Source organism: Sphingomonas sp. PEI4, assembly GCF_056679955.1.
In genome coordinates, this window is record NZ_CM155258.1 from 2020387 (window position 1) to 2035917 (window position 15531).

Sequence of the window (15531 nt, forward strand, 5' to 3'; positions counted from 1 at the left end):
GGAGTAGCGGTTATTTCTCCGAGCGGGCGCCCTTGCGCGCTGCTTCCGGATCGACCGACGGCGCGCCCGAAGCGGGCGTGCCGGTGTTGGCGATGTCTGCCGTATCGGGCCCGTTGGTCGCCGCAGCCTCCGCCGCATCCGCGGTCGCTGGCTGATCCTTAGCCGCCGGAGCCGCACCCGCGGCAGGCGCCGCTGGAACGGGCAGATTCGAGCCCTGCTGGTTGAGATACAGGATCACGTTCGCGCGATCCTGCGCATTGCCGAGGCCCGCGAACGTCATCTTCGTGCCGGGGGCGAACTTACGTGGGGACGTCAGCCACGCGTTCATCTTGTCGAAGTCCCAGGTTCCACCGACGCTCGCAAGCGCCGTGGAAAACGCGAACCCGTTCTTACCCTTGGCGATCGCCTCGCCGACGGTGCCGTACAGGTTCGGCCCGATACCGTTCGCGCCACCCTGGTTGATGGTGTGGCAGGCGGCGCACTTCTTGAACACTTCGGCGCCCTTGGCGGCGTCGGCAGTCGGCAGCAGCGACGCGATCGGAACCTCGGCAGCGCCGCCCTCCGCGCCCTCGGCCGCGACACCCTCGATCGCATAGCCCATCTTCTCGGGGCGCTCGCCGTGGAAGATCATCCCACCGACGATCGACAGTCCGAGTGCCGCACCACAGCCTGCGAGCACCCAGCCGGCGATCGTATTGGTCCGATTGTCCATCTTGCGCATCCGCCCTGTTCTGTTTGGGATAGCCATAGAAAAGGCGGGCGCGCACCGCAAGCCGCGCTTGTATGGCGCGCATATGGCGGGCGGGGGCTCTCCACCCGGCTTGAACAGGCAGGCAGCGCGCTTTAGGCGCTAGGCGCATGGAAAACTTCGCCGCACCCGCCCGCCCGATCGTCGCGCGGATGACCGACGCCGCCGCCGCAGAACCCGCGCGCGCCGTGGCGTTTCAGGGCGCACCGGGCGCGAACAGCCATGTCGCCGCGGTCGAGGCGTTCCCGGATGGCCTGCCCCTGCCCTGCTTCGATTTCTCCGACGCGATCGACGCGGTGAAGGACGGCCGCGCGGATTGCGCGATCATCCCGATCGAGAATTCGCTGCATGGCCGCGTCGCCGACATCCATTTCCTGCTGCCCGAATCGGGGCTCGTCATCACCGGCGAGCATTTCCTGCCGATCCGCCATGCGCTGATGGCATGCGGCCCGCGCGACGGTATCCGCCAGGCGATGAGCCATCCGCAGGCGCTGGGGCAGTGCCGGCATTGGCTGAAGGCGCACGGGATCGAGCCGGTGAGCTATCCCGACACGGCTGGCGCGGCGGCCAAGGTCGCGGAGTTGGCCGACCCTGCGATCGCCGCACTGGCGCCGCCTGCCGCTGCAGGGCTGTACGGGCTGGAACTGCTCGCGACGGACATTGCCGATGCGGATCACAACATGACGAGGTTCGTGGTGCTGGCGCGCGGCGGCAAGCCTCCCGCAGCGCAGGAACCGGTGGGCGGCGAATGGATGACGACGCTGATCTTCGAGGTGAAGAACGTGCCCGCTGCGCTGTACAAGGCGGTCGGCGGGTTTGCGACCAACGGGGTGAACATCACCAAGCTGGAAAGCTATCAGCGCAACGGCAGCTTCTCCGCGACGGAATTCTATGCGGACGTGGTCGGCAAGCCGGGCGACGCGAACCTCGACCATGCGCTGGAGGAACTGGGGTTCCATTCAAAATGGCTGCGGGTGTTGGGGACGTATCGGCAGGCGCGGTCGCGGGGGTAGTCGACCGATCAATAGTCCGTACCGTTCTCCTGCGAACGCAGGAGCCCAGGGTCACAAGAGTCTTCCCTCTCGGCCCTGGATTCCTGCATTCGCAGGAAAACGGTGACTGACTGCTAGTTCGCGGCCGGCAACCTTAGCCGCACAAGCAGACCGCCTAGGTCTTCGCTCTCCTCCAGCGCGACCGTCCCCTCATAAATCTCTGCCACGTCGCGCACGATCGCGAGCCCAAGCCCAGTCCCCGGCTTGCCCGTATCGAGCCGCACGCCGCGATCGAAGATGCGGACGCGTTCTTCTTCCGGAATGCCGACGCCGTCGTCCTCGATCAGGAACTCGACAAAGCCCGACTGCGCGCCGACCGTCACGAACACGCTGCCGCCGCCATATTTCGCGGCGTTCTCGATCAGGTTGCCGAGCATCTCATCGAGATCCTGCCGCTCGACATGAACCTGAAGTCCCCGCGGCCCGGTCACGTCGATGCGGACATGGCGATACAGCCGCCCGACCGCGCGCTCGACCGATTCGAGGCTTGGCCACACGTCCGCGCGGCTGTGCGCGGAACCGCGGCGACCGACCGCCCGCGCTCTCGCAAGGTGATGATCCACCTGCCGGCGCATCGTCCGCGCCTCGCGGATCACCGTGTCGGCAAGATCATCCGACTGCGCGGTTGCCGCGTTCATGATCACCGTCAGTGGGGTCTTCAGCGCATGGGCAAGGTTGCCGGCGTGCCGCCGCGCTTCCTCCGCCTGACGCTCGTTATGCTCGATCAGCGCGTTGAGTTCCTCGACCATCGGCGCGACCTCGACCGGCATCGCGCTCGACACCCGGTTCGATTGGCCAGCACGCATCCGCGCGATCTCCTCGCGCACCCGCCGCAGCGGCCAGAGCCCATAGAACGTCTGCAGCGCCGCCATCACGATCAGCCCCAGCGCGAGCAGCGCGAAGCTGCGAACCAGCGTCCGGCGCAAGGTGGTGATCTGCGCGTCGAGCCCGTCGCGGCTCTGCGCGACCTGAAAGCGCCAATGGACCTTGGAGCCGGGAATGACCGCGTCGCGCTCTACGATCCGCAACTTTTCGTCGGGAAACTGCGTGCTGTCGTAGAAATGCGCGTTGCGATCGTCATGCGGGCCGCCGAATGCGAGCCGGCGATCCCACAGCGAGCGCGACGGGAAATCCTCGCGCCCCTTGCCCGACACCTGCCAATACAGTCCCGAATACGGCTCGACGAACCGCTGGTCGGCCGCAGCCTCGCGCGAGAAGATTACCTCGCCATCCGGACCGATCTCGGAAGAATTGAGCAGCGACCGCAGTACGTATTCGAGTTGGTCGTCGAAGTTTCGCGTTACCGCCTGGCTCAGCACGCGGTCGAGCGCGAACCCGCCGCCGCTGAGCAGCACGCCGATCCACACGGCCGCGATCAGGATCATGCGCCGCGACAGCGATCCCTTGACGGCGGCGGGCACGCGGATCGGCCCGTCCACTATCGGCGTGTTTGTGACCGGCGCGCTGTCCATCGTGAGCCGATCAGGCGTCCGGATCTTCGAGGCTGTAGCCGAGGCCGCGGATCGTCGTGATCACGTCCTGGCCGAGCTTCTTGCGGATCCGCGTCACGAACACCTCGATCGTGTTTGAATCGCGGTCGAAGTCCTGGTCGTAGATATGCTCGATCAATTCGGTACGGCTGACGACCTTGCCCTTGTGGTGGAGCAGGTAGCTGAGCAGCTTGTATTCCTGCGCGGTCAGTTTGACCGGCTCGCCGGCGCGCGTGACCTTGCCGCTGCGCGTGTCGAGGCGGATGTCGCCTGCGGTCAGCTCGGAAGAGGCGTTGCCCGACGCACGACGGATCAAGGCACGAAGACGCGCGATCAGCTCCTCGCTCTGGAACGGCTTGGCGACGTAATCGTCCGCGCCCGCATCCAGACCCGCGACTTTGTCCGACCAGCTGTCACGCGCGGTCAGCACCAGCACGGGCATCGTCTTGCCCTCCTTGCGCCAACGATCGAGCACGGTTAGCCCGTCGATCTCGGGCAGGCCGAGATCGAGCACGACCGCGTCGTAATTCTCCGTCGAGCCGAGGAAATGTCCCTCTTCGCCATCGACCGCGAGGTCGATCGCATAGCCGGCCCCCTCCAGGGTATTCTTCAATTGCTGGCCGAGATTCGGCTCGTCCTCGACGATCAGAACGCGCATGATAGTCCTCTCGATTGGGGGTTTCAGCGACCCGTGCGGCCGACGATCTGGCCGGTGCGGCCATCTACGTCGATCCAGATGACGGTTCCATTGCGCAGGTATTTGAGCGTGTAAATGGCACTGCCCGAATCATAGTCGAAGCCAAGATACTGCGCGTCCGCCATCGTCGGGCGCACGCGCGCCTCGATCTCGCGGACCGAAAGCAGGCGCCCGGTCTTGCGCCCCTCGAACGCCGACATCTGATCGCTGCGGCGTTGATCGGCGCCAGCGAGCATAGGAGCAGCGCCCATCAACACGGGCACCGCGGCCAAGGTCGCAAGGAAAAGCAGCATCTTCATGGCCGTGGCATAGCTGCCACGCGTTGAACACCCTGTGAATGGTCGCGCTCACACAGTCCCGACACAGTGTAACTTGCCTGCATCACCTGCCGTCCCTACTTGGCCCGGACATGGCAGCACCAATCTTAGCATTCGAAGGCCTCGGACTCGTCCAGGGCTCGGGATGGCTCTTTCGCAATCTCGACATCCATATCGGACCGCGCGACCGGCTCGCGCTGATCGGCCGCAACGGCGCCGGCAAGACGACCTTGCTCAAGTTGCTCGGCGGCAGCGTCGTCGCGGACGAGGGGCGCCGGACGATCGTCCCCGGCACCCGCGTCGTGATCCTGGAGCAGGAGCCCGACCTGCGCGGGTTCGCGACGCTGCGCGATTACGTGATGGCGGGCGACGATGCGCCGGTGAACTACGAGGCGGATTCGATTGCGGACCAGCTCGGCATCGACCTGTCGCGCGAGGCGGCCTCCGCGTCGGGCGGCGAACGGCGGCGCGCGGCGATCGTGCGTGCGCTGTCGCAGGACCCCGACGTGCTGCTGCTCGATGAGCCGACCAACCATCTCGACATCGGCGCGATCGAATGGATCGAGGATTGGCTCAAGCGCTTCCGCGGCGCGTTCGTCGTCATCAGCCATGACCGCACCTTCCTGACGCGGCTCACCAAGCAGACGCTGTGGCTCGATCGCGGCGCGATCCGGCGCGCGGAGATCGGCTTTGGCGGGTTCGAGGCGTGGACCGAACAGGTGTACGCCGAGGAACAGCGCCAGACCGAGAAGCTCGATGCACGCCTCAAGCTGGAGGAGCACTGGCTGCTTCGCGGCGTCACCGGGCGGCGCAAGCGCAACCAGGGCCGCCTGACCAAGCTGCACGAGATGCGCGCCGAACGCGCGTCGATGATCGGGCCACAGGGCTCGGCGAACCTGACCACGAGCAGCGACGACACCAAGTCGAAGGTCGTGATCGACGCGAAGAACGTCACCAAATCCTATGGCGACCGCACGATCATCGGTGACTTGACGTTGAGGGTGACTCGCGGCGACCGCATCGGCATCGTCGGCCGCAACGGCGCCGGCAAGTCGACGTTGCTCAAGCTGCTGACCGGTGAGATCGAACCCGACAGCGGCACGATCAAGCTCGCCAAGACGCTCGACGCCGTCGTGATCGACCAGCAGCGCAGCCTGATGGCGCCCGAGAAGACGGTCCGCGAAGTCGTCGTCGACGGCGGCGAGTGGATCGACGTGCTCGGCGTGCGCAAGCACATCCACGGCTATCTGAAGGACTTCCTGTTCGACCCCAACATGGTCGACGCGAAGATCGGCTCGCTGTCGGGCGGCGAGCGGTCACGGCTTCTTTTGGCGCGCGAGTTCGCCAAGCCGTCGAACCTGCTGGTACTCGACGAGCCGACCAATGATCTCGATCTCGAGACGCTCGACTTGTTGCAGGAGGTGATCGGCGATTACGACGGCACCGTGCTGATCGTGAGCCATGATCGCGACTTCCTCGATCGCACCGTGACGATCACGCTCGGGCTCGACGGCTCGGGCACGGTCGACGTTGTCGCCGGCGGGTACGAAGACTGGGAAAAGCGTCGCGTGTCGACGACTACCGGCAAGCGTGCTTCGAAGAAGGTCGCCGCGACCGCCCCCGTCGCCGCCGCCCCCCGTGCGAAACTGACCTACAAGGATCAGCGGGATTACGAGTTGCTGCCCAAGCGAATCGAGGAGCTAGACGCGCAGATGGCAGCCGATGCGATCAAGCTCGCCAAGCCCGACCTCTACATGCGCGACCATGCGACGTTTGCCAAACTGACGAAAGCGATCGAGCAGGCGCGCGCCGAGAAAGAGGCAGCCGAACTCCGTTGGTTGGAGCTTGCGGAGCTGGTCGAAGGCGTCGTTTGAGTCGAGAAGCTTCGATGGAGCTTGCCAAAAGTGGGATGGAACGCATTGACATTTATTGCGTTGCATCATAACGTTGGCTCTTAATTCTGGAGATTTTTATGAAGCTCAAGGCCCTTACCGGCAGCGCACTTGCTGTCGCAATGCTGTCCACCTCGGTTGCAGCGACCGCAGCACCTGCAAGCCTGTCGGTTGCGAACGTTCGCACCGGTTCGGCAACGTCGGGCAAGAGCGAAGCAGCAAGCGGCGGCATCATCGCTGCCCTGATCGCTGCTGGCGTCGTCGCCATCGGTGTTGTCGCGATCGTCAAGGACGACAACGACGACAATTCGGACAGCAACTAAGCGTTTCGGGCCGACGCCAACCGCGTCGGCCCATTCGTTTCCCGGTTGGCCTGTAGGCTCACCGGCATAAATACCGGCTAGAGCGCTGTACCCGCCTTGCCGGCCAGATTGACGATGAACTGCCACGCTACCCGACCCGATCGACTTCCCCGACGTGTCGCCCACCCGATCGCATCGCCAGGCTCGAACGACAGATCGTTCGCCTTCGCATACGCCGCGACGATCGCCAGATACCCCTCCTGATCCAGCGCGTGAAAGCCCAAGCTAAGCCCGAAACGGTCGGCCAGCGCGAGATGATCGTCGGCGGAATCGCGCGGATTGATCGCGCTCTCCTGTTCGGCAATGTCGCGCGGCGCCAGATGGCGACGATTGGCCGTCACTACCAGCCGGACATTGGCTGGCCGCGGTTCCGCGCCGCCCTCCAGCATTGATCGGAGCGTCCTCGCCTCAGCGGGAACGTCGAACCCAAGATCGTCAACGAACAGCACGAAGGCGCGATTGACCGGCGCCAGTGACGCGAACAGTTTCGGCAGGCCGCCCAACTCGGACACTTCGACGAGCGCCAGTTCGCCGCCTTCCGCCTGCACGGACGCTACCGCGCTCTTGACGAGCGCCGACTTGCCGGTACCGCGCGCACCCCAGAGCAACACGTCCTGCGCCGCGTGCCGCTTGGCGAGATGCCGCAGATTGGCGACCAGCGACGCCTTTTGCCGGTCGACGCCGATCAGCATGGGCAGCGGCAACGGCGCGAACGCACGCGCCGGCTGGAGCGTGTCACTGCGCCAGACATACGCCGGATGCGCCAGCGGATCGGCGGCGGGCGGTGGCGGTGGAGACAGGCGCTCCAGTGCGGCGGCAATGCGGTCCAGCGGATCAGTCATGTGCGGCTTCTGGCGGCGCGATGCCCGTCAGGCAAGCGTTCAGCCAAGCTGGCGAAGATGATCCGCGATCGCTGCATTGGCGGGCGCCACTCGCGTTGCCTTGACGAGCAACTGCCGGGCGCCGTCGATATTGCCGTCTGCCGCCAGAGCGACTCCGTACGCATCCGCCGCTGCCGCGCTCATCGGCGACAGCGTGTAGGCGGCCTGCCCGTATCGCACCGCAATCGCGCCGTCGTCGCTGCCGGCATAGGCCAGCGCGAGATCGACCAGCACGCCGCCGTCACGGTTGCCAACGCGCCGCCGTACCCCTTCCAGCGTTTCGATCGCAGCGTTCCAGTCGCCGGATGCGACCTGCCAATGCCCGAGCAGGCGGAGCCCTGCCAGGCTCTGCGGATTCTGCGACAGATACAATGCGAGCGCCGTGCTTGCGTCCTCCGCCCGTCCGGCGCGGCCGAGCGCATCGACGAGACGCAGCATGGTCGGTTCGTCGAACGACAGGTCAGCCGCGCGGGCGTACGCGCCGGCGGCTTCGCCGTAGCGTCCCCCGGCAGCAAGCGTATCACCAAGCGCGCGGTGTGCCGCCGGCGCACCAGGGGCCGCCGCGACCAGCGCCCGCGCGCGCGCGACCGCACCGCCCAAGTCGCCGCGCGAGACCAGCCCGCGGATCACACCCAGCACATAGGTCGGGTCGCCCGCCGCCGCATCGGCGTCCGCCATCAGTGCACCGATCGTATCGTCCGTGGCAAAGGTCGCGGCCGGCGCGATCGGCCCCGCTGCCGCCCGATCGAAATAGACGGCGGCCGAGGCACGATCGCCGGCCGCTTCGAATGCGCGCGCGATCAGCGCCAGCGAATAACTGTCGGCGTCGGCGCGCAACCCGATCGGTCGCAACGCGTCGAGCGCACCCCTGGGGTTGCCCGAACGGAGCAACGCCGCGCTCAGCAATCGCCGTGCGGTCACGTTCAAAGGCTGCACGGCGACCAACCGCTGCCACGTAGCGACCGCCTGCTCCGGTTTCCCCTCCGCATAGTCCAGACTACCCGACAGCAGGAGCGAGCCCGGCAGGCCCGCGATCGCGCCCCCGGTCCGTTGCAGCAACGTGCGCGCCAACATGGTTCGGCCGGCACGCGCCGCGAGAACCGCCTGCAGGTACAGCGCCTGCGGGCTGCCCGGCCGTGCGAGCAGCGCATCTCGAGTAGCGCCGAGCATCTCGGCGTTGCGCCCCAGTTCGCCCAGCGTTGCAGCATATTCGATCAGCGCGGGGTGGTAATACGCATCGCTCCGCAACGCCGCCGCGAACCACGGCAGCGCGGCGACCAGCCCGTAACGGCTACGGACAACCTCGCCCTGCAAGGTCAGCGCGGCGGGCTCGCGCGGGGCGAGCGTCGCTGCACGTGCTGCCGCAACTGATGCCCCGCCAACGTCGCCGGCGGTCAGGCGGATACGGCCGAGATCGGTCCATGCCGCCGCATCGTTCGGTACGCGATCGAGCAGCGCGCGAAGCACCGCCTGCGCCTGAACGCCATCGCCTTGCGATGCGAGCGCACGCGCCTGGATCCGTGCGGCATAATCGGCGTAGCGCGGCAGCGCCTCCGCGGCTTCGTCGAGTGCGCCATCGGCATCGCCTTGCAACAGACGTGCATGCGCCAGAAGCTGGTGGAGGCGACCGGCGGATAGCCCGGCATCCGTCGCTCGCGCGAGTTCGGCTTCCGCCGCCAGCCCATCACCGAGCTCGAGATAGGCGCGGGCAAGTACCGCGTGCGCGAGCGCAAGCTTGGGTTCGGCGGCAATCGCGTGCTGCGCATTGGTGCGGGCAGCGCTGTAATTGCCCGCGTCCAGTGTGTTCAGACTGTCGATCAGCAACCGACGTGCGTTGGGCGGTGGTGCACGCAGGGCAAGCGCGATCGCGATGGCGACAAGCGTCAGGCTCAGCAGACCGATCGCGAGGATCCTTGCGCGATCGCCTGTCAGGATGAAGGGCAACTTTACCCGCCGCCGCCGCCGCTTGCGACGCAGCAGCGGATAGCGGCTCGCCCGCGGACCCGGTGCAGCCACGGCCTCAGACATGGAGATCATAGCTTTTCAGCAGATCGTACAGTGTCGGCCGGCTGATCCCGAGCAGTCGCGACGCACCCGAAATATTGCCGTCCGCGCGGACGAGCGCTTGCCGGATCGCCTTCCGGTCCGCGAGTTCGCGGGCGGCACGCAGGTTCAGCGCGGCGGCCTCTTCGGCCTTGCCGTCGAGATCGAGATCGATCGCGGTGACGAGCTTGCCGTCCGCCATGATCACCGCGCGCTTGATCCGGTTCTCGAGTTCGCGGACGTTGCCCGGCCAGCCCCAGCCATCGATCGCAGCGCGCGCGTCGGGAGCAAGGCCGGTGACGACGGGGTTCATGGTCACGGCGTAGCGCGTCACGAAGTGGCGTGCGAGCAATACCGCGTCGCCGGTCCGGTCGGCCAGCGCCGGGATCCGCACGACGATCTCCGCAAGCCGGTAATACAGGTCTTCGCGGAAGCGCCCGTCGGCGACCATCGCATCGACATTCTGGTGGGTCGCGCACACGATCCGGGTATCGACGGGAATCGCCTTCCTCCCGCCGACGCGCTCGATCACGCGCTCCTGGAGGAACCGCAGCAGCTTCACCTGTAGTGCAAACGGCACGTCGCCGATCTCGTCGAGGAACAAGGTGCCGCCGGCGGCCTGCTCGATCTTGCCCTGAACGGTCTTGATCGCGCCGGTGAACGCGCCCTTCTCGTGTCCGAACAATTCGCTCTCGAGCAGCGTCTCGGGAATTGCCGCGCAATTTATCGCGACAAAACTCCCGCGCGATCGCGGCGAGGCATCGTGCAGCCCGCGCGCGAGCAATTCCTTGCCGGTGCCACTGGCGCCGAGCAGCATCACCGATACGTTGGCGGGGGCGACCCTCTCCAGCGTCCGCGTGACCACCGCCATTTCGGGCGACGCGCTGATGAGACCGCCGAACCCGCCTGCCCCGACGCGTGCGGCAAGCCGGCGGTTTTCGGCTTCGAGCGCATGAACGTGGAAAGCGCGGCCGACGATCATGCCCAGCGCGTCGATATCGATCGGCTTGGCGTAGAAATCCCAGGCACCGTCGGCGATCGCCTGCAACGCGCTTTCGCGTGCACCGTGTCCCGATGCGACGATCACCTTGGTATCGGGCTTCATCGCCAGGATGTCGCGCAACGTCGCAAAGCCCTCGCTCACGCCGTCGGGGTCGGGCGGCAAGCCGAGATCGAGCGTGACGACCGCCGGCTCATGCGCGCGCACCGCGTCGAGCGCCTGCGTCCGATCGCTCGCGACGACGATCTCATACCCTTCATACGCCCAGCGGAGCTGACGCTGCAGCCCGACGTCGTCCTCGACGATCAACAGGACGGGACGGTCCTTGTCGGTTGTGGCGCCGCTCATGCCGCCGCCTCCATCGCGGTCGCGGTAGGCAGCAGGATTCGGAAGCGCGTGCCCTGCCCCTCGCGGCTCGTGACCTCCAGCGCACCGCCCATCGCGTGGACGAGCTGACGCGCTTCGAACGCGCCGATGCCGAACCCGGTCGGCTTGGACGATACGAACGGACGGAAGAGCTGGTCTCGTACGAAACCTGGCGCCATACCGCAGCCTTGGTCGACCACATCGATCGCCACGCGGTCGCCCTGCGCGTCGATCGACAGCATGATCGGATCGTCGACGCCGCTCGCCTCGATACCGTTCTGGACGAGGTGCCCCAGCACCTGTTCGAGCCGCGTGGCATGACCGAGCGCCAGCGCCGGCACGACGCGTGCCGCGATCGGATGCTGGCCCTTCCGAGCGGCCACGATACGTTCGACCAGCGCGCCGACATCGACCGGCTGGAGCGGTTCGCTCGGCGCGGCATTATGCTGCGAAAGGCGGGCAAGCAGCGCGTTCATGCGATCGGAGGAGTCCTTGAGGGTCGCGACCATGTCGACGCGGAAATCGGGATTGTCAGCGTGGCGCTCTGCATTGCGCGCGACCAGCGTCAACTGGCTGACGAGGTTCTTGATATCGTGCAGGATGAACGCGAAGCGGCGGTTGAACTCGTCGAAGCGTGCCGCATCCGCCAGCGCGACATGCGCGCGATCCTCTGCCAGGTAGCTTGCCGCCTGCCGCCCGGCGACGCGGAGCAGATCGAAATCCTCCCAGTCGAGCGCCCGGTCGACCGCCGGGCGGGCGAGAACGATCGCGCCGACCAGTTTGCCGCCGTGCAGCAGTGGCACGATCGCCCAGGCCTCGGGACAGTCGCACAACCACGTCGGAACGCTCACCCGTTCGTCGTCGGGCGCGGCGCCGGTGCGAACCGGATCGAGTTCGATGATCCGAACACTGTTGCCGAGATAGCGTGCCAACACATCGCCGCCGCTCTCGCCCGCGCAGGACCAGTTCCACGTCGCGCCGATCTCCAGCGATGCGCCATCCGGCACCAACAACAGGCCGGCGGGCGAGTCCGTGAGATTCGCGACCGCCTTTACGACCCGCGTCCCGAGCGGTTCGGCGGTGTCGTCCGACTGGATGCCGGACCTGCCCAGCGTATCGGTAAAGCGCTGCCATTCGGCACGATAATCATAGCGATGTCGGAACAGGTGCTTCGCGATCTTCACCTTGATCCATGCCCGCAGCCAAGGCGTCGACAGCATCGCCATGAGGGTTGCGGTCGCGCCGAATACGATCGCAGTCTGCGCAATCCGGGCATAGGGGTCGGCATAGCTACCGGCGTAACTGGTCGAGAGCGCGACGATCCCGACATACAGCACGATTCCGATCGCCGAGAGCGCGCGTATCGTGACCGGCCGCGACAGCGCCAGCGTCCAGTCTCCACTGCGATGCACGGCGATCATCAACACTGCGGCCACGCCCACCATCGTCACGCCGCGCACCACAGACAGCCAGGACACCCAGCCGACCTGGAAATAATACAGCGCAAGCAGCACCAGGTCGGCGCCCCACATTGCCGTCAGCGCGAGCGTGACCAGCCTGATCCCACCGCGCGACGCCGGGGCCGCCTGGTAGAGATGGTGGACCAGCACGAGCGCGCTGACCGCAGTCATCATGCGGAAGACCAACCGCGCGGTGACGACCGCGGCCACCGCCTCGCGATCCATCGGCGCCATTTCGGCGACCGCGAGCAAGGCAGTCATGGCCGCGATCGCGACGACGAGGAGATACACCACCCCCAGCGCGAAATTGCCCGCCCGATCCCGCCGGACGAGCGCCAGCATGAACGCCAGCCAGGCGATGTTGCGGACGCTTTCGACAATGCGCGGCGCGACGTCGCCCGCATCTATCCCCGCCACGGCCAACGCCCACAGGCTCGTCGCGAACAACGCGGTGACGAACGCGCCGTGCGGCCACTGCCTCGTTTCCCCGCGGAATTGCGCCATGCCCAATACCCCGAACACCAAGGCAGCGAGCGCATGGCTCCAGAGGATCAGCGTCGCCGTCATGTCGGTTTCAGCGCGCGCCGACCGGCCACAGCACCACGCGCAGCGTCTGCAACAGGATCAGCATGTCTAGGAACGGCGAATAATTCTTCGCGTAATATAAGTCGTATTCCAGCTTGTGCCGGGCATCCTCGATCGACGCGCCATAGGGATAGTTGATCTGCGCCCAGCCGGTGATGCCGGGCTTCACCATGTGACGCTCGGCATAGAAGGGCAGCTGATCCTCGAGCTGCTCGACGAACTGCGGGCGTTCGGGGCGTGGGCCGACGAAGCTCATCTCGCCCTTCAGCACGGTCCAGGTCTGCGGCAGTTCGTCGATTCGCACTTTCCGGATGAAGCGACCGATGCGGGTAATCCGCGGATCGTCCTCCGCCGCCCAGACCGCCGTCCCGGCTACCTCGGCATCCTGCCGCATCGAGCGCAGTTTCAGGATGTCGAAATCCTCGTTGTAGAGCCCGACGCGGCGCTGACGGTAGAATGCGGGGCCCTTCGATTCGAGCTTGATCGCGATCGCGGTCAGCAGGATCACCGGCAGCGTCAGGACGAGCAACAGCCCGCTCGCGATGATGTCGAACGCACGCTTGAAGACGCTCGACAGCATGCGGCTCGACGCAAAGCCATCGGAGAAGATCAGCCAGGACGGGTTGACGCTCTTCAGGTCGATGCGTCCCGTTTCGCGTTCGAGAAAGCTCGATATCTCGCTGACCTGGACGCCGGTGGTGCGGACCCGCAGGAGATCCTTCATCGGCAGCGCGTTGCGGCGTTCGTCGAGCGCCAGGACGACTTCGCTGGCATTCTGATCGACGATATACGCGGCCAGATTCGGGATATCGCCCCGCGGCGTGGTGACCGCGACGACCGGGCTCGCCTCTCCCATCGATACGAAGCCAGCGACGACGAAATTTATACCGGGCTGTTCGGACAATTCGAGAATCTGCGCCGCACGCTTTCCGGCACCCAATACGATGATGCGGCGCTTGAACGTCTCGCCACCGAGCGTCTTGCCCAGCAATGCCCGCACGGTGACGAGCAACACGGTCGCGATGACCGTGGAATACAACAGGTTCGATCGCCAGAAGGTGAGCGCGGGGACCAGGAAGAAGATCAACGACAAGAACATCACGCCGAGCGCCAGCGCCACGGCCAGCCGCGCGGCGGCGAACCGGAGCGACAGGAACGATGCCACGCCGTACGCTCCGACCGCGACCAGCGAGACCTGCAACGCGGTCGCAAACGTCAGCAATTGCGCGATCCGGGTATCGATCGGCTCGACCACCATGCCGATCTGATGCGCGCGAACGACCCAGCCGAGCTCTGTCGAAACGATCAGCAGGACCAGATCGACCAGCCCGAGCAGGAGCACGGTATGCGGCACGTAATGCTTGAAGAGCCGTATCATGCAACGCTTCCCGACACATTAATTGTAAATGCTACCGACACCTGAACGCTTGGTTTCGCACGAAAACACGAAAAAAGCCTGAAGACCGCGCATCCAATCGGTACATTTGACGATTGGCACCGGTGGCGGCTCCGCTATAGCTCGGCGCCACCCGGAGGATTCATGACCGCACGCAAAATCGTTCCCGTTATCTTGTCAGGTGGATCGGGCACGCGCCTTTGGCCGATGTCCCGCCCTGAAATGCCCAAGCAGATGCTGGCACTGACGGCCGACGAGACGATGCTGCAACTGACGGCCGGTCGTGCGTTCGGCGAGCGCTTTGCCGCGCCGATCGTGGTCGCGAATGCGCGCCATGCCGATCTGGTCGAGCAGCAGCTTGCAGAGGCCGGCGCAACGCCGCAGGCGCTGATCCTCGAGCCCACCGGTCGCAACACGGCGCCCGCCATCGCCCTTGCGGCGATTGCAGCGGGTGGCGGCGGCGATGCTCTGCTGGTGATGCCGTCGGACCACGTCATCGGCGATATCGCAGCATTCCACGCCGCGATCGAGGCGGCCATGCCGCTCGTCACGCAAGGGTGGCTCGTAACCTTCGGCATCGCGCCTGACGCACCAGAGACCGGCTATGGCTGGATCCAGATCGGCGACGAACTCAAGCCGGGCGTCCACCGCGTCGCACGGTTCGTCGAGAAGCCGCCCCTCGACAAGGCGCAGTCGATGCTGGCGAGCGGCGATCATGCCTGGAACGGCGGAATATTCCTGTTCCTTGCCGATGCCTATCTCGAAGCGCTTGCACAGTTCGATCCGGGCATCCTGACGGCTACGCAGGAGGCGATGGACAAGGCACGGACCGAGGGCACGCGGATCTACCCAGACGCAGTCGCCTTCGCCGCTTCGCCCGACGACTCGATCGATTATGCGGTCATGGAGAAGGCGGACCGCGTCGCGGTCGTGCCGGTCGACATGGGCTGGAACGACGTCGGCAGCTGGGATGCACTGCATGCGATCAGCGACACGGACGGTGACGGCAACGCGCACCGCAGCCACGGCGACGGCAACGTGTTGGCGATCGATACGAGGAACTGCTTCGTCCGCAGCGACGGCGTGCGCGTCTCGCTGGTCGGGGTCGAGGACCTGATCGTGGTCGCGAGCGGCAACGACGTGCTGATCATGCCGCGCGGGCGCAGCCAGGAAGTGAAGAAGCTGATCGAGGCCATGAAGACCGCCGCGTCGACGAACTGACATCGGGAGCGAGATCGGTCC

General features: G+C 66.1%; 13 protein-coding genes. 4 read left to right on the plus strand and 9 right to left on the minus strand.

Going from position 1 to position 15531, the window contains the following annotated elements:
• Positions 1 to 10: 10 nt before the first annotated feature.
• Positions 11 to 712 carry a c-type cytochrome gene (locus tag AC1MLZ_RS09230; RefSeq protein WP_480961381.1) on the minus strand — a complete coding sequence of 234 codons (702 nt, stop codon included), beginning with the start codon at positions 710 to 712 and terminating at the stop codon, positions 11 to 13.
• A gap of 146 nt (positions 713 to 858) precedes the next feature.
• Between AC1MLZ_RS09230 and AC1MLZ_RS09235 the strand changes: the two genes are divergently transcribed.
• Complete coding sequence (locus tag AC1MLZ_RS09235; RefSeq protein WP_480961382.1) at positions 859 to 1761, plus strand: prephenate dehydratase; 903 nt, start codon at positions 859 to 861, stop codon at positions 1759 to 1761.
• Positions 1762 to 1874: 113 nt separating this feature from the next.
• Here AC1MLZ_RS09235 and AC1MLZ_RS09240 read toward each other — a convergent pair whose 3' ends face one another.
• The 3 genes from AC1MLZ_RS09240 to AC1MLZ_RS09250 form a co-directional block, all read right to left on the minus strand.
• Positions 1875 to 3185 (minus strand): sensor histidine kinase, encoded by a 1311-nt coding sequence (locus AC1MLZ_RS09240; RefSeq protein WP_480961516.1) that lies wholly within the window; start codon positions 3183 to 3185, stop codon positions 1875 to 1877.
• A 97-nt stretch (positions 3186 to 3282) separates the two neighbouring features.
• Positions 3283 to 3948 carry a response regulator transcription factor gene (locus AC1MLZ_RS09245; RefSeq protein WP_056061146.1) on the minus strand — a complete coding sequence of 222 codons (666 nt, stop codon included), beginning with the start codon at positions 3946 to 3948 and terminating at the stop codon, positions 3283 to 3285.
• A gap of 23 nt (positions 3949 to 3971) precedes the next feature.
• Positions 3972 to 4286 carry a hypothetical protein gene (locus AC1MLZ_RS09250; RefSeq protein WP_480961383.1) on the minus strand — a complete coding sequence of 105 codons (315 nt, stop codon included), beginning with the start codon at positions 4284 to 4286 and terminating at the stop codon, positions 3972 to 3974.
• Between the two features lie 110 nt (positions 4287 to 4396).
• Here AC1MLZ_RS09250 and AC1MLZ_RS09255 point away from each other — a divergent pair, with 110 nt between their 5' ends.
• Positions 4397 to 6178, plus strand: coding sequence for an ABC-F family ATP-binding cassette domain-containing protein (locus tag AC1MLZ_RS09255; RefSeq protein WP_480961384.1), 1782 nt, complete (start codon positions 4397 to 4399; stop codon positions 6176 to 6178).
• 98 nt (positions 6179 to 6276) lie between these two features.
• Positions 6277 to 6519, plus strand: coding sequence for a hypothetical protein (locus AC1MLZ_RS09260; protein WP_480961385.1), 243 nt, complete (start codon positions 6277 to 6279; stop codon positions 6517 to 6519).
• 77 nt (positions 6520 to 6596) lie between these two features.
• On the opposite strand, the gene AC1MLZ_RS09265 is transcribed toward AC1MLZ_RS09260, so the two are convergent.
• The 5 genes from AC1MLZ_RS09265 to AC1MLZ_RS09285 are packed head-to-tail and all read right to left on the minus strand — an operon-like array spanning position 6597 to position 14271.
• On the minus strand, positions 6597 to 7400 hold the full coding sequence (locus AC1MLZ_RS09265; protein WP_480961386.1) for a DUF815 domain-containing protein: 804 nt from the start codon (positions 7398 to 7400) through the stop codon (positions 6597 to 6599).
• A gap of 39 nt (positions 7401 to 7439) precedes the next feature.
• Entirely contained in the window at positions 7440 to 9467 is a 2028-nt protein-coding gene (locus AC1MLZ_RS09270) for a tetratricopeptide repeat protein (protein WP_480961387.1), read from the minus strand.
• Positions 9460 to 10830: a PEP-CTERM-box response regulator transcription factor gene (gene prsR / locus AC1MLZ_RS09275; protein ID WP_480961388.1), complete on the minus strand. Its 1371-nt coding sequence runs from the start codon at positions 10828 to 10830 to the stop codon at positions 9460 to 9462. Before prsR ends, AC1MLZ_RS09270 begins: the two co-directional genes overlap by 8 nt.
• Positions 10827 to 12875: an XrtA/PEP-CTERM system histidine kinase PrsK gene (gene prsK / locus AC1MLZ_RS09280; RefSeq protein WP_480961389.1), complete on the minus strand. Its 2049-nt coding sequence runs from the start codon at positions 12873 to 12875 to the stop codon at positions 10827 to 10829. The genes prsR and prsK overlap by 4 nt, the downstream gene beginning before the upstream one ends.
• A gap of 7 nt (positions 12876 to 12882) precedes the next feature.
• The gene (locus AC1MLZ_RS09285; RefSeq protein WP_480961390.1) at positions 12883 to 14271 is read right to left on the minus strand and encodes a TIGR03013 family XrtA/PEP-CTERM system glycosyltransferase; all 1389 of its coding nucleotides are present in this window, start codon (positions 14269 to 14271) and stop codon (positions 12883 to 12885) included.
• A 225-nt stretch (positions 14272 to 14496) separates the two neighbouring features.
• On the opposite strand from AC1MLZ_RS09285, the gene AC1MLZ_RS09290 reads away from it, so the two are divergent.
• Positions 14497 to 15510, plus strand: a complete 1014-nt coding sequence (locus tag AC1MLZ_RS09290; protein ID WP_480961517.1) for a mannose-1-phosphate guanylyltransferase — start codon at positions 14497 to 14499, stop codon at positions 15508 to 15510.
• Positions 15511 to 15531: the final 21 nt, after the last annotated feature.

What these genes read in the sequence shown, in the direction of transcription:
- AC1MLZ_RS09270 (WP_480961387.1), bottom strand. Translation starts at nt 9,467, where the DNA reads ATGTCTGAGGCCGTGGCTGCACCGGGTCCGCGGGCGAGCCGCTATCCG.
- AC1MLZ_RS09235 (WP_480961382.1), top strand. Translation starts at nt 859, where the DNA reads ATGGAAAACTTCGCCGCACCCGCCCGCCCGATCGTCGCGCGGATGACC.
- prsK (WP_480961389.1), bottom strand. Translation starts at nt 12,875, where the DNA reads ATGACGGCGACGCTGATCCTCTGGAGCCATGCGCTCGCTGCCTTGGTG.
- AC1MLZ_RS09265 (WP_480961386.1), bottom strand. Translation starts at nt 7,400, where the DNA reads ATGACTGATCCGCTGGACCGCATTGCCGCCGCACTGGAGCGCCTGTCT.
- AC1MLZ_RS09260 (WP_480961385.1), top strand. Translation starts at nt 6,277, where the DNA reads ATGAAGCTCAAGGCCCTTACCGGCAGCGCACTTGCTGTCGCAATGCTG.
- AC1MLZ_RS09240 (WP_480961516.1), bottom strand. Translation starts at nt 3,185, where the DNA reads ATGATCCTGATCGCGGCCGTGTGGATCGGCGTGCTGCTCAGCGGCGGC.
- AC1MLZ_RS09245 (WP_056061146.1), bottom strand. Translation starts at nt 3,948, where the DNA reads ATGCGCGTTCTGATCGTCGAGGACGAGCCGAATCTCGGCCAGCAATTG.
- AC1MLZ_RS09255 (WP_480961384.1), top strand. Translation starts at nt 4,397, where the DNA reads ATGGCAGCACCAATCTTAGCATTCGAAGGCCTCGGACTCGTCCAGGGC.
- AC1MLZ_RS09285 (WP_480961390.1), bottom strand. Translation starts at nt 14,271, where the DNA reads ATGATACGGCTCTTCAAGCATTACGTGCCGCATACCGTGCTCCTGCTC.
- AC1MLZ_RS09250 (WP_480961383.1), bottom strand. Translation starts at nt 4,286, where the DNA reads ATGAAGATGCTGCTTTTCCTTGCGACCTTGGCCGCGGTGCCCGTGTTG.
- prsR (WP_480961388.1), bottom strand. Translation starts at nt 10,830, where the DNA reads ATGAGCGGCGCCACAACCGACAAGGACCGTCCCGTCCTGTTGATCGTC.
- AC1MLZ_RS09230 (WP_480961381.1), bottom strand. Translation starts at nt 712, where the DNA reads ATGGACAATCGGACCAATACGATCGCCGGCTGGGTGCTCGCAGGCTGT.
- AC1MLZ_RS09290 (WP_480961517.1), top strand. Translation starts at nt 14,497, where the DNA reads ATGTCCCGCCCTGAAATGCCCAAGCAGATGCTGGCACTGACGGCCGAC.